A 14,157-nucleotide genomic window follows, 5' to 3' on the forward strand; every position below is an offset into this window, starting at 1 on the left:
TTTTAATTGTTTTTGATGGTTGGAAATTGAAGTTCGATGGCACTTTGATTATAGCTATGCGTTGCCTCGGCAAATTGTTTTTTAATATCAATTGCCTGATTCAGAAAACTGATGTACGACCAATAACTCATATCGCCATTAGCATAACTTTTTTGAGCTGTTTCGATAATCTGATCGGCATAATGCAAACCTTCATTCTGAAAATAGGCTAAGTTATTCTGCTGTTTTTTGAAGTTATTCTGTAATTCTTCTCGCTGCAGATTCAGCATTATTTTATTTTTATCTAAAGCCAATTGCGACTGCGAAATACTAATTTCGGCCGCCTTTGCCTTTGTCGTATTAACGCCTCCAAACAACGGAATCTGCAATCCAGCCGTAAAACCCTGAAACAAAGACTCTTTATCTATTGTCTGAGCAAAATATCCTAAACCAACTTTTGGTGTGCGTAACGCTTTAAATGCTACAGCTTCTTTCTTATAAACCGATATTTGCTGCTGATAGAAATCAGTCATAAGAGCTTCTACTTTTGTATTTTCTTGATTTTCTATAAAAGCATATTGTAAAGACGTATTTTGGTCTGGAACAATATTTTCATTTGTCTGGATGAAAAACTGCAACTGTTTCTGATAGATTACCAAATCATATTCTAATTGTGCTTTCTGAGTTTCAATTTCTTTTACTTTCGCTTTAGCGCTAATTACTTCAATATTTCCACTTTCTCCTGTTTTAAAACGCAGTTCGGCATTTTTTAGAAATTTGGTATAAATATCATTCAATTCTGAATTGAGTTTCTGGATTGAAACGCCATACAGATATTGATAATACGCCAATGTAACCGCCTTTTCGATTTCATACGAAGACAGCGCTTTTTGTTTTTCGGCTAATTTTGCAAGTTCTTCCTGCAATTGCCTGTTGGCTTTAGTAATATTTCCTAAAGGGAAAAACTGCTGTACCGAAACATTATGATCGTAATCGGCACTATTAAATTGTCCACCCTGATACTGAACTTGTAAAGGATCTGGCTGAAAAGCTGCTTTTTTGAGAACGGTTTGTTTTTCAATTTCTTTATCGGCAATTTTTAAGTCGATATTGTTTGATTTTGCAAGTTCTATAGCTTTTTCTAGACTTATGGTTTGCTGGGCAAATGTTGCTGTTCCTACCAATAGAAACGCAATTAACCGCAATCCCGATATCCATCGGGAGCAAAACTTTTTCTGTACTTTATTAATTAAATTTTTCATTTTTATAATTTTTGTTTCACGCAGATTTTAAACAGATTTAAGCTGATAAACGCAGATTATTAATTAAATCTGCTTCAATCTGCAGAATCTGCGTGAAAAATCTTTTTTACATTCCGCAGTAAATTATCTAATTATCAAATTTTCTCATTTACTAATTATCTCTGCGGTTAAATCTCTCCAGCAATAAATACAAAATCGGTAAAACGATTAAGGTTAATAAAGTTGCAGAGATTAATCCGCCGATTACTACCGTTGCTAGAGGTTTCTGTACTTCTGCCCCGCCGCTTGTCGACAATGCCATTGGAAGAAATCCTAATGAAGCCACGGCAGCAGTCATTAAAACAGGACGCAAACGCGTTTTGGTTCCGATAAGGATTCTCTGAAACGGATCTGAAATACCTTCTGTTTTTAATTGATTGAAATACGAAATCAATACAATTCCATTTAGAACCGCAATTCCGAATAAAGCGATAAAACCAATTCCGGCAGAAATACTAAACGGCATTCCTCTTAACGAAAGCGCAAAAACACCTCCGATAGCTGATAACGGAATCGCACTAAAAATCAACAACGCTTGTTTGGCACTTTTAAAAGTGAAATACAGTAAAACCAAAATAAGTCCTAAAGCGATTGGCAAGGCTACAGAAAGCCTTTTGGAAGCTTCAATCAGATTTTCGAACTGTCCGCCATAAGTGACATAATAGCCTGAAGGAAGTTTGAAATTTTTATCCAATTTTGCTTGAATTTCTTCTACAACGCTTTTAATGTCTCTTCCGCGAACGTTTAATCCAATGGTAATTCTTCGTTTTCCGTCTTCGCGGATAACCTGCACAGGACCTTGTTCGTATTCTACAGAAGCAACCTGAGAAAGTGGCACTTGTTGTCCGTTAGGAAGGGGAATAAACAAATTGCTCACATCTGTAATATCACCACGATTGTTTTCGTCCATTCGTACTACAACATCAAATCTTTTGCTTTCGTCATAAATTTTTCCAGCCACTTCGCCAGCAAAAGACGAACGGATAATTTGATTGATATCAGAAATGTTCAGTCCGTAAAGCGCGATTTTATCGTAATCGTATTTGATGGTAATTTGCGGTAATCCTGTTACTTTATCGGCTTTTAAGTCGCCGATTCCTTCGATTCCTTTTATTTTTGAAATCAATTCTGTGGCTTTTGCATCTAGAATTTCCAAATCATCACCAAAAATCTTAATCGCAATATCAGATCGGCTTCCTGTCATTAACTCATTAAAACGCATCTGAATTGGCTGAGAGATTTCGATATTCGCTCCTGGAATAATTTCCATTTCTTCTTTCATCGCATTAGCCAATTCTTCCCAATTGCGATATTTGCTTCTCCATTCTTTTTTGTCTTTTAAAACAATAATCAAATCCCCGCTTTCTATTGGCATTGGATCGGTCGGAATTTCACCGCTTCCGATTTTTGTTACAATGGTTTTAATTTCAGGGAATTTTGCTTTTAGAATCTGTTCATATTTAGTCGTCGTTTCAACCATCTGCGTAAGCGAACTTCCTGTCATGATTGTGGCATTAATTGCCAAATCGCCTTCTTCAATTGTTGGAATAAATTCGCCTCCCATATTTTGGAAAACAATAAAAGCAAATGCAAATAACCCAATTGCAACAGAAAGCACTACTTTTTTAAACTCTAAAGCTTTTTTCAACAAAGGCGTATAACGGCTTTCTAGCCAAGCGATCATACGGTCGCTAAAGTTCTCTTTGTGTTCTGTTTTTTTAGAAAGAAACAAAGCACTCATCATCGGAATATAAGTCAACGAAAGAATAAATGCTCCAATAATGGCAAAACCAACTGTCATGGCCATTGGCTTGAACATTTTTCCTTCTGTTCCAATTAAAGCTAGAATTGGCAGATATACGATTAAGATAATAATTTCACCAAAAGCCGCACTATTTCTAATTTTTGAAGCCGAATTGTAAACCTCATCGTCCATTTCTTCCTGTGTCAATTCTTTTTTATTTTTGAATTTCTGGAGATGGTGCATCGTGGCTTCGACAATAATAACAGCACCGTCGACAATGATTCCGAAATCTATGGCGCCGAGACTCATTAAGTTTCCACTTACGCCAAAGGCATTCATTAAAATAACGGCAAACAACATTGCCAGCGGAATAACAGAAGCGACAATTAATCCTGCGCGAAGATTTCCTAAGAATAATATCAAGACAAAAATCACGATTAATGCTCCTTCTAATAAATTCTTTGTAATCGTTTTAATGGAATTGTCAACGAGTTTTCCTCTATCAATAAAAGCTTCTGCAACAACTCCTTCTGGAAGACTTTTGTTAATCTGAGCCATTTTTTCGTGCACACGATTAACGACTGCGCTTGAGTTTTCTCCTTTTAACATCAAAACCATTCCAGAAACAATTTCACCTTTTCCGTCTTTAGTCGAAGCTCCATAACGTAATGCAATACCTTCGCGAACCTGCGCTACATTTCGAACCAAAACAGGCGAGCCGTTTCGGTTTTTTACTACTACATTTTCAAGGTCTTTTATCCCTTTTGCCATTCCAACACCACGAATAAAATAGGTGTATTGATCTTTTTCTATATAAGCGCCTCCAGTATTTTGATTGTTTTTTTCTAAAGCATCAAAAATTTCGGTAATCGTAACACCCAAACTATTGAGCATATTTGGGTTTACGGCAATTTCGAATTGTTTTAGTTTTCCTCCCCAAGAACTTACTTCGGCAACTCCTTTAATTCCCTGCAATTGCGGAATAATAATCCAGTCCTGAATTGTTCTCAGTTCTATTGCACTGTATTTGTCTTCGTAACCTTTTTTGGCATAAACATCGTATTGGTAAATTTCTCCTAAACCTGTAGAAATTGGCGCTAATTCTGGAGAATCTACATAATCTGGAATGTTTTCTTCGGCTTGTTTTAAACGCTGGAATATCTGTTCGCGCGCCCAATAAATGTCAACATCATCTTCGAAAACAACGGTTACAACCGATAATCCAAATCGGGAAATACTGCGGAGTTCTATCACATTTGGAACTGTTTTTACAGCTCTTTCTAAGGGATAAGTTATTAATTGTTCTACTTCCTGACTTGCCAGTGTAGGTGCAGTGGTAATAATCTGAACCTGATTGTTGGTTACATCTGGCAGGGCATCGAGCGGTAATTTTTTAAGCGAATAGCTTCCCCACGCAATGAGCGCAAGGGTAAATAATAGTATGACGAATTTGTTTCGTATACTAAACTGAATGATTTTATCTAACATTTGAATATATAATGACGTGAGAAAATGAGACAATTAAATTGTCTGTAAACGTGTGGAAAGTCCACAACTCTCTCGCCCGTTTTCGATTCCGATAGTTATCGGAACTGGACAGGCACAATCATTATGCTATTTGAGGGGGCTGCCAAATACTTCCGTAGAAATTGGAAATAAAAACAGAATTATAACTTGGTAATGCAATTGAAATTTGATTGTAAGTTTTAGGAAATTCAAAACTTACAGCAGAATGGTAACTTAAAACCTGCGCACCGCAACAATTGCAGGCACAAAATGGAGAACATAAGTCATTTGTTTTATCATGCGAATGATTATCTTCTGAAGCAAACTGAGCTGTTTTATGCATGGCACTGTTTACTTCCATATCTGCGCATGGCATATTAGACAATGCCAGCAGATAAATCGACAATATGATTGTTATCCATTTCACGACTGTAAAAGTACAATTTATTATTTAATTTTTCATTTAGGCCACAGCAATAATACTTAAAATAAAATTGAGCTTAATCGCCTGAAAATTATTTTAATAGTTTTATTTTTTTCTTCAAAAATTTTGTCAGAGGTAAGAAAATTTCGTTAACTTTAACATTAATTAACATTTTTTTTAATCCCAAATTTCACCCTTACAAAAACATTTTTTCTATAAGCCCAAAAAATAAACAGAGATTTCTTTACGCACATTAGTATAATTTATTTTTCGCAGTTTAATTAATCACCATTAAAAAATTCGAACCAATGAAATGTAAAACACTAATATCAGCCTCTTTATTATTTTTCAGCATGCACGTCTTCGGACAAGTTTATACCGATAAAATTGTAGGACAAAAAAATCAGGAGTTAAAAGACAGTCTTAAAGTCGAAAAATACCCTTACGCTCTACCAATTTGGGGCGAAAAGGTCGCTCAAAAAGGGTATAAACTTCCTTATTCTGCCGGAGTATCTGTAAACTGGTTTTGGCAGGAATCAGAAATTATAATTAATAATCTTCAAATTGGTTTTAATCATGGACCACAATACAATCTAGATGAAATTGTACGCTTTGATAAATCGACAGTCGAAGCAAGCGCATTAACGATTCGACCTGATATCTGGCTTCTTCCCTTTTTGAACATTTATGGAATATTTGGAAAAGCCAATACGGCAACAAAAATAAATGCAGGCATTTGGGTTCCTGATGCTAATAACAATTGGTCTGAAATTGCTAATTTCAGCACCAGAGCCAATTTTAATGCTACTACTTTTGGTATTGGTATGACACCAACAATAGGTATTGGCGGCGGATGGTTTGCACTTGATATGAACATGGCTTGGACTGATATTAGTTCGCTTGACAAACCTGCATTCTCCTATATTTTCGGTCCTAGATTCGGAAAAACATTTAAATTCAACAAACCGGACACTAATATAGCAGTCTGGGTTGGAGGTTTTAGAGTTCATATTTCTGGAGACACTAACGGAGATTTGCCTTTATCTGATTTTATTGATTTATCAAATGCACAGCAAAAAGTAGATGATGGCTTGGCAAAAGTGACAGAAAACCAAACTAAAGTTGATAACTGGTGGGATAGCTTAACACCAGCCGAACAAAAGAATCCTGCGAATGTTGCAAAACATAATACCGCAAACAGAGCCTTAGAAAGTGCTGGCAATATTCTTGGCACATTAGATGGGGCATTGAGTACCGCCGAAAATTCATCTGTGCAATATTCGCTTCAAAAAAGACCAAAAGATATGTGGAACTTTATTATAGGATCTCAGTATCAATTCAGCAAACATGTTATGTTTCGTGCAGAATGCGGGTTCTTAGGAAGTCGTACTCAAGTATTAGGAAGTTTACAATACCGTTTTGGACTGTAATTATCCATTTTTATGAAAAAGATTTTATTAATCGTTTTTACTTTCTTTTGCATTAGTTCAGTCCAATCCCAAGTCTTGATTTCTTTGATATTTGGAGACAAACTCAATTCGGAATTCTTGGAATTTGGTTTGGAAGGCGGTGCCAATTTTTCTACGATTTCAAATATGGGATCTTCTGCCTTAAATCCAGGTTTCAATCTTGGTTTTTATTTTGATTTAAGATCTAGAAAAAATCCCGCTTGGATGATTAATACTGGCGTAATTGTAAAATCTCCTATGGGAGCTAAGGATATTCCCGTATATTCTTTAAACGATGAAAATCTGGATAATACTTTTGCTGGCGGTCATGTAAATCGCGAAATTCGTTATTTTAATGTTCCGATATTAATTAAATACCAATTCAAAAATAATATCTATCTCAAAACAGGACCTCAATTTGGTTTATTGGCCAAAGCTTTTGATGAGTTTAAAAACGAAATCAATAATGATGATGTAGTTTATAAGAAAAACATCAGAGATCAGATTCATGTTATAGATGCCGGACTTGCTTTCGGTGCTGGCTATCATATGAATGTGGGTAATGGTTTAAATATTACCGTTCAATATTATTTGGGACTCGTAACTGTAATGAAAGGAGACGGTCAAAACAACCAATACAACAGATCCTTATATGTTACAGCAGGAATTCCGATTGGGAAAGGTAAAGCTGCACAGAGAAGAGCTCAGAAAGAGGCTGAACTCAATAAAATAGTTCTCCCAGAAGATGAAAAAAAATAAGAGATTGAAGATTTTAGATTGAGGATTAACGATTTTTGATTTCTTCCATCTGAAATCAAAAATCGTTAATCAAAAATCAGCAATATTAATTCCTTTTATAAACTCAAGAATCTCTTCGATATTTAGAACAAAATCTGGAACTGTGTGCAAGATGGCATTATTAGGCATAAAAGGCATGTCTGCAGAAAGCGGATTCTGAACTACGCTTATACCGCCAGATGCCTGAATAGCTCTTAACCCAATTGTCCCATCTGAATTAGAACCCGAAAGCAATATTCCGACCAAATGTTCACGATATACTTCTGCAGCAGACTCAAAAGAAACATCTATGCTTGGTCTGCTGTAGTTTATTTTTTCTGAAGTATCTAATGAAAGTGTTTCGTTTTTCTCAAATAATAAATGATAATTGGAAGGAGCTATATAAATAAATCCCGATTTAAGTTTTACTTTGTCTTCTACTTCTTTTACAATGATTTTAGATTTTAAAGCAATTAAGCTTTCTAAGGTTTGTTCGTCTGAGTTTTTTCTATGAACAACGATGACAATAGCAAAAGAAATGGGATTTTCTATAAAAGGCAAAATCTGCAATAATGCCTGTAAACTTCCTGCCGAACCGCCAATTATAACTACTTTACAATTTGTTATTCTTTTATTTTCCTCCATATTTTCTCTTTAGCAAATGGTTTGTATTTGGTTTGAGATATAGAATATTTTATCGTTTCTTTTGTTCCGAGGGCTAAGAAGCCTAGCACAGCCAAACTGTCGTCAAATAAGCTAACGACTCTTTTCTGTAGATTATTATCAAAATATATTAAAACATTACGACACAAAATAAGGTCAAATTCATTAAATGAAGTGTCTGAAACCAAATTATGCTGAGAGAAAACCATTTTTTCGGAAAGGTTCTCGTTGAACTTTGCGAAACCGTAATTGGCAATATAATAATCTGAAAAATCTTGTTGTCCGCCTGCATCACGGTAGTTATCCGCATAATCTTTTATCATTCTTAACGGAAAAATACCGCTTTTGGCTGTTTCCAAAACCGAAGCATTTATGTCTGTTGCATACAATATTGATTTGTGCAACAAACCTTCTTCTTTGAGCATAATGGCCATAGAATATACTTCTTCTCCTGTAGAACATCCTGCATGCCAAATTCGGATAAAAGGTTTTGTTCCTAACAATGGAAGAACTTCTTTTCGAAGCGTAAGATAAAATGACGGATCGCGAAACATCTCGGTTACATTAACCGTGATTTCGTCAATCATTCTTTTACAATATTCTGGATCTGTACGGACTTTAGACAAAAAATCATGAAAATGTTTAAATCCATCCAAATAGAAAACCCGACTTACGCGCCTTTTAAGTGAAGCTCTGGAATAGCTTCCAAAATCAAAACCGTAATATTCGTAAACATCATTTATAAGAGTTTCTAATTCAATATCTTCAATCATAATTCACTTTAATTTCATCCCAAAATCTGAAGTAATTTATCAACATCTACAGGTTTTGAGATGTAAGCATCTGCTCCAGCTTGCAAACATTTTTCTTTATCTCCTGCCATTGCTTGCGCCGTTACGGCAACGACTAATGTAGATTCCTGAGACGGAATTGCTTTTATAAGCGGAATTGCTTCATAGCCATCCATTTCTGGCATCATCATATCTATCAAAACTGCATCTATAGATGAGTCTTCTTTTAATATTTTTAAAGCCTCTTCGGCACTTGAGCTAGATATACAATCATACGATTTTGCTTTTAAGGTATTTACCATAGCAAAAATATTCCTAGAATCATCATCTACTATCAACACGCGTTTTTTTCCCATTTACAGCATTTTAAAGATTAGATTTTATCATAAAGCCATACTCGCAGCAATGATAATAGCTGGTCAACGTCTACAGGTTTTGTAATATAATCTGAGGCTCCTGCCTTAATACATTTCTCTCTGTCGCCAGTCATTGCTTTGGCTGTTACTGCTATTACTGCTAAGTTAAGGAATTTAGGGTTACTTCTTATCTTTTCCGCCGTTTCGTAACCGTCCATATTTGGCATCATCATGTCTAGCAAAACCACATCTGTATCTGGATTTTCATCCAAAATTTTGATCGCCTCTTTTCCGTCAAAAGCCGTAATGACATTCATTTTAAATGCTTCTAATGCCTTTGAAAGCGAATATATATTACGTACATCATCATCTACTATTAATACTTTTTTCTCAAACAGAATATTATTTAGCGAATTCAGTTTCTTATGGTTTTCTTTTTTATGGTCTCCATTCTTTTTTTCTTCCATCAAATGAAGGAAAAGAGAGACCTCATCGAGCATTCTCTGGTAAGAATGTGCTGTTTTTACAATGATAGAATCAGCATATTTTCTAATTTTCAATTCTTCTTTTATAGACAAACTTTTTCCTGTAAAGACAATTACTGGCAGATTTTCTAATCCTGGGCTTTTCTTTACGCCATCTAAAATTTCGTAAGCTTGTTTGTCTGGAATTCCCATATCAAGAATTACGCAGTCTACTTCTTGTTTTGTCAATGCTGACAAACCTGCCGAAACTTCGCTTTTAATTTCAGAATTGATATTATAGGTTTCTAAGAAATACGCCAATGCTTTAGCATGTTTTGGATTATCTTCGATAATTAGAACTTTCTGAGATTCTTTGTTAATGATGTGCTCAATACGCATAAAAACCTCTGGAATCTTATCAAAAGCAACTGGTTTATCTAAGAAATCTACAGCTCCTTTCAGCAAACTTTCCTGTTTTAATTTGTGCGAAGACATTATGTGAACCGAAATATGTTTGGTTTGCGAATGATTTTTCAATTCTTCTAAAACTTCCCAACCGCTCTTAATTGGCAATTCGATATCCAATAAAATCCCGATTGGTTTATAGATTAAAGCAAAATTCAAAGCATAATCTCCCCTTACGGCAACGACTCCTTTATAGCCTTTTTTCTGAGTAAATGCTAATAACGATTTTGCAAAACTAATATCATCTTCTACAATCAAGATTACTTTATCGCCTTCTGCAATTGAATGTCTGTCGTCTTCAATTTCATCTGGTACAATATCGCTGATATATCTTGTTTTTTCTTCTTCATTTTCAGATTGAACTTCAATTTCTTCTGCCTCTGGAATTTGGTTTACCGAAATTTTATTGATTGCAAATCCTAAAACTGGAAGACATAAAGTAAACGTACTTCCTTCGTTTACTTTACTATGCAGAATGATTTCTCCTCTTAATAATTTAGCTAGTTCACGGCTGATTGACAATCCTAAACCTGTTCCGCCGTATTTACGTTTTGTTGAACCGTCGGCTTGTTGGAAAGCTTCAAAAATTAATGGCTGTTTTTCTAACGGAATTCCGATTCCGGTATCTTTTACAATAAAGCAGATTATTTTATCATCGTCTGTATCTACTTTAATTTCAAGAGAAACAGTTCCTTTTTCTGTAAACTTAATGGCATTCGAAATCAAATTTTTCAAAATCTGCTCTAGACGCATTTTGTCTGTTTTAATAACAATTGGCGCTTCTTTGGCAATAATTTCAAAATTAATCCCCTTCTCTTTTGCCACCATATAGAACAAATTATGAAGGTTATCTGTAATTTCTTTGGTTGAAACATCCAAGAATTCCAGCTCCATTTTACCTGCTTCAATCTTAGATAAATCGAGAATTTCATCAATTAATCCTAACAAACTGTTTCCTGAACTCTGAATCACTTTTGCAAATTCGATTTCTTCATTGTTCATCGTTTTATTGTTATTTTCAGACAATAGACGGCTCAACAATAAAATTGAATTAAGCGGTGTTCTCAACTCATGCGACATATTTGCCAAAAACTCTGATTTATAACGGGTTGTCAACTCTAAAGCTTCTGATTTTTTCTGAATTTCGGTGTTTTTTTCTTCTAATAAAACACTTCTTTCAGACAATTCTTCATTGGTTTGTTCCAATTCTTCCTGTTGTACACGAAGTTCTTCTTCCGAAGCTTGCAGTTTTTCGGTCTGCGCCTCTAATTCTGCATTTATTGCTTCCAATTCGCTATGCTGAATCTGAAGTTCTTCTGCTTGCGATTTCGTTTCTTCCAGAAGCTCCATAACTCTTTTGCGGTTTTGCGTGGCTTTTAAAGCAATTCCGATATTATTGGCAACCAAATTCAAGAATTCTAATTGCAGTACCGAGAAGCCGTAAATACTCGCTAATTCAACTGCACCTTCAACTTTAAAATCCATTAGCGGAAGCGCCACAATATGAGTTGGTTTAATCTCGCCCAATGCATAATTGATGTGAATATTATCTGGCGAAAGCGCTTTCAATTCTAACATTTTACCAGAAACAATTGCTTGTCCAATTAATCCCTCGCCTTTCTTGATTCTCTCACGATTTTTACTCGGAATGTAGCTATAACCGCCAGCAATTGCCATTTCTTCTCCATCCACAACATACAAAACTCCGGCGCTGCTGTTGGTATATTGGCATAAAAATTCAATTACATCTTTAGATAATTTCTGAATTGTTTTTTCGCCCAGCATTTTATCATTCAAAGCCGCAACACCCGACTGAAGCCATTCCTTTTGAGATAATAGTTCGAAAGAATCTTTTAACGAATCTTTCATGTTATGAATAGACTCTCCCAGAGCTCCTAAAGTGTCGGCTTTTCTATCATCGATCTGAACATCATAATTCCCTTTAGAAATTTGTGTAGCAATACCGCTTATTACTTCCAGCCTTTCTGCAGTTTCTTTATCTTTTTTCTCCAACTCACGCTGCAACAAAGATCTTTCGTTGTAATCTTTTAAAATTCTGATCATAAAAACGATCGAAATAAGAAAAGCAATAAAAAAGGCTACAATGATTAAAATCAAACTATAATTCCCGTAACGTTCTGAATTTGAGTTGCGTTCTTCTAAAAGTTTTTGTTCTGTACTTTCGACTTTTCTGATGATTGCTCTCATCTCATTCATCATATTTCTGCCTTCATTCAAATCAAAAATTAGCGTTTCTTTGCTTAAACGCTTTTTTACGATTTGATTGTTTAAATATTTAAAGAAACCTGAACGTTTAGTGCGTAATTCTTCAAGTAATTTTCTCTGCGAAGGATTGTCTGCTGTAAGCTCATCCAGTTTATCAAAATAATTGTTTGATTTGCTTTCAGAATCATTAAAACGGTCTACAAATTGCTCATCGCCTGTAAGCAAATATCCTCTCATGCTGGTCTGAGCTTCTGTAATAATTGCCGAACCTTCATTTAGATTGTAAATCACGTCTTGAGTATGGTTTACCCAAAAGTTACTCTCTAATAAACTTTTGATACTGATAAAGGAAGCAACAGAACTAACCGTAAGTACAAGCAGGGAAACTAGTGAACTGATTAATAAGTTTCTTTTAAAATTACCATTCATATATTTCTAAATTATTTTTTATTCGTATTTTAAGGGAAGTACAATTATAAAACTCGCTCCTTCTCCAGGTTTGCTTTTTGCAGTGATTAATCCGTTGTGTTTTTCTATGATTTTTTTAGCAATTGCCAATCCGATTCCAGTTCCTTCGTAGGTTTGGCGGTCATTTAAGCTTTGAAAAATAATAAAAATTCGATCCAGATAAATTTCATCAAAACCAATTCCGTTGTCTTTTACCGTAATTCTGCAAAATTTCCCTTCCGGAGAAGTTAGGCTCTCGATTGATTTCTCTAAAATGGTTTCTGAAGTGATTTCGATTACCGGCTTTTCTTCATTCCCAGAAAATTTTAAAGCATTCCCTATCAGATTTTGAAAAACTTGTCGCATCTGACTAGGAATGCTATCAACAGTTGGAAGTTCGTTGGTTTTTATAATTGCATTTTTACGTTCTATTAGATAATCAAAATCTCCAAGCACTTCCTGCAAAACCACATTTAAATCGGTTTTCTCAGGTTTAACTTTTGCAGAAAGTCTCGAATAAGCCAAAAGATCAGTGATCAAAGTCTGCATTCTTTCTGCCGATTTTATAGTTCGGTCTACATAATCTACTGCTTTGTCGTCTGCTTTTAAGTAAAGGTCTTTTATAATTTTAATGAAAATTTGGATTTTACGAATAGGCTCATTCAAATCGTGGGAAACCACCCAGGAAAATTGTTGTAATTCATGATTTCGGAGTTCCAACTCTTCATTTTTCTGAACTAGTTCTTTGGTTCTTTCCGCAATTTTGATTTCCAGATTATCCTGCGCTTCTTTTCTAATTTTGATTTCCTTAGAAAGCAGGTCTTTCATTGCTTTCAGTTCGTTTTGTTGTTCGTAGATTTTAAGGAAGGTTTTTACTTTTAGAATCAGCAAATCAGAATCTACGGGTTTTGTAATGTATTCTACAGCACCCGTTTCGTATCCTTTAAAGATGTATTTTTTTTCTGTATTAAGAGCTGACAGAAAAATAACCGGAATATCTTTTGTGCGCTGATTTCCTGAAAGGATATTTACCACTTCAAAGCCATCAAGTCCGGGCATTTGAACATCCATAATAATCAGACAATAATCTGTTTTCAAGATTTTTTTGAGAGCTTCTTCTCCAGATTCGGCACTATCAACATCGATATTATGCAGCTCTAATGTTTTTTTTAGGGCGATAATATTTGCCCTTATATCGTCTACAATTAATACCATGATGGAAAGCTAAATCGGTTGTAAATCAAAATACTTAATTTTAAAATGAAATATAGAATTTTTCTTATTTTTTTTAAATAAATCGCAAATGAGCTGTTAAAAAACGATGCGGAAATTCTCAAATGTATAAAAAAATTAACAGGCAGGTTTTTTATTTAAATCAGAAATAGTTACAAAATTCCCATCTTTTGCCGTCGTTTTATTCGGAGCGTATGATTGCTAGCTTATTAGAAATTTCTTATTATTTTAACATTTTTACAAAATGAATGTATTTTCATACAGCATTTATCATTCTGTTTTGATTGAGGCAAACAAATTTCCTTTTAAGACAATACGAATTTTATATAAGAG

10 protein-coding genes are annotated in these 14,157 nt (G+C 34.7%); 2 read left to right on the plus strand and 8 right to left on the minus strand.

All coding sequences use genetic code 11. The features are described 5' to 3' along the window. Nucleotides 1–2: 2 nt before the first annotated feature. From DMB71_RS21280 to DMB71_RS21290, 3 genes are all read right to left on the minus strand, one after another. Nucleotides 3–1,241 (minus strand): TolC family protein, encoded by a 1,239-nt coding sequence (locus DMB71_RS21280; protein ID WP_111369619.1) that lies wholly within the window; start codon nucleotides 1,239–1,241, stop codon nucleotides 3–5. 151 nt (nucleotides 1,242–1,392) lie between these two features. Next, a complete protein-coding gene (locus DMB71_RS21285) occupies nucleotides 1,393–4,512 on the minus strand; it encodes an efflux RND transporter permease subunit (protein WP_111369620.1) in 3,120 nt (1,039 codons plus the stop codon). 121 nt (nucleotides 4,513–4,633) lie between these two features. Continuing rightward, entirely contained in the window at nucleotides 4,634–4,957 is a 324-nt protein-coding gene (locus DMB71_RS21290) for a DUF6660 family protein (protein WP_111369621.1), read from the minus strand. A 305-nt stretch (nucleotides 4,958–5,262) separates the two neighbouring features. On the opposite strand from DMB71_RS21290, the gene DMB71_RS21295 reads away from it, so the two are divergent. Together DMB71_RS21295 and DMB71_RS21300 are read left to right on the plus strand one after the other, a co-directional pair. Next, on the plus strand, nucleotides 5,263–6,384 hold the full coding sequence (locus DMB71_RS21295; RefSeq protein WP_111369622.1) for a hypothetical protein: 1,122 nt from the start codon (nucleotides 5,263–5,265) through the stop codon (nucleotides 6,382–6,384). A gap of 12 nt (nucleotides 6,385–6,396) precedes the next feature. Beyond that, entirely contained in the window at nucleotides 6,397–7,161 is a 765-nt protein-coding gene (locus tag DMB71_RS21300) for a porin family protein (RefSeq protein WP_111369623.1), read from the plus strand. 69 nt (nucleotides 7,162–7,230) lie between these two features. On the opposite strand, the gene DMB71_RS21305 is transcribed toward DMB71_RS21300, so the two are convergent. Genes DMB71_RS21305 through DMB71_RS21325 form a run of 5 tightly spaced genes read right to left on the minus strand, consistent with a single transcriptional unit; the run spans nucleotide 7,231 to nucleotide 13,806 of the window. Beyond that, entirely contained in the window at nucleotides 7,231–7,824 is a 594-nt protein-coding gene (locus DMB71_RS21305) for a chemotaxis protein CheB (RefSeq protein ID WP_111369624.1), read from the minus strand. Continuing rightward, entirely contained in the window at nucleotides 7,803–8,615 is an 813-nt protein-coding gene (locus DMB71_RS21310) for a CheR family methyltransferase (RefSeq protein WP_111369625.1), read from the minus strand. Before DMB71_RS21310 ends, DMB71_RS21305 begins: the two co-directional genes overlap by 22 nt. A gap of 14 nt (nucleotides 8,616–8,629) precedes the next feature. Continuing rightward, nucleotides 8,630–8,989 (minus strand): response regulator, encoded by a 360-nt coding sequence (locus DMB71_RS21315; protein WP_111369626.1) that lies wholly within the window; start codon nucleotides 8,987–8,989, stop codon nucleotides 8,630–8,632. Between the two features lie 17 nt (nucleotides 8,990–9,006). Next, nucleotides 9,007–12,573 carry a response regulator gene (locus DMB71_RS21320; protein ID WP_111369627.1) on the minus strand — a complete coding sequence of 1,189 codons (3,567 nt, stop codon included), beginning with the start codon at nucleotides 12,571–12,573 and terminating at the stop codon, nucleotides 9,007–9,009. A gap of 18 nt (nucleotides 12,574–12,591) precedes the next feature. Next, nucleotides 12,592–13,806, minus strand: coding sequence for a hybrid sensor histidine kinase/response regulator (locus DMB71_RS21325; RefSeq protein WP_111369628.1), 1,215 nt, complete (start codon nucleotides 13,804–13,806; stop codon nucleotides 12,592–12,594). Between the last annotated feature and the right edge of the window lie 351 nt (nucleotides 13,807–14,157).

It is taken from the genome of Flavobacterium tistrianum, from assembly GCF_003254545.1.
GTDB classification, from domain to species: Bacteria; Bacteroidota; Bacteroidia; order Flavobacteriales; family Flavobacteriaceae; genus Flavobacterium; species Flavobacterium tistrianum.

Bases quoted from the DNA above. Each gene is read 5' to 3' on its own strand.
- DMB71_RS21280 (WP_111369619.1), bottom strand. From the start codon at position 1,241: ATGAAAAATTTAATTAATAAAGTACAGAAAAAGTTTTGCTCCCGATGG.
- DMB71_RS21285 (WP_111369620.1), bottom strand. From the start codon at position 4,512: ATGTTAGATAAAATCATTCAGTTTAGTATACGAAACAAATTCGTCATA.
- DMB71_RS21295 (WP_111369622.1), top strand. From the start codon at position 5,263: ATGAAATGTAAAACACTAATATCAGCCTCTTTATTATTTTTCAGCATG.
- DMB71_RS21300 (WP_111369623.1), top strand. From the start codon at position 6,397: ATGAAAAAGATTTTATTAATCGTTTTTACTTTCTTTTGCATTAGTTCA.
- DMB71_RS21305 (WP_111369624.1), bottom strand. From the start codon at position 7,824: ATGGAGGAAAATAAAAGAATAACAAATTGTAAAGTAGTTATAATTGGC.
- DMB71_RS21310 (WP_111369625.1), bottom strand. From the start codon at position 8,615: ATGATTGAAGATATTGAATTAGAAACTCTTATAAATGATGTTTACGAA.
- DMB71_RS21315 (WP_111369626.1), bottom strand. From the start codon at position 8,989: ATGGGAAAAAAACGCGTGTTGATAGTAGATGATGATTCTAGGAATATT.
- DMB71_RS21320 (WP_111369627.1), bottom strand. From the start codon at position 12,573: ATGAATGGTAATTTTAAAAGAAACTTATTAATCAGTTCACTAGTTTCC.
- DMB71_RS21325 (WP_111369628.1), bottom strand. From the start codon at position 13,806: ATGGTATTAATTGTAGACGATATAAGGGCAAATATTATCGCCCTAAAA.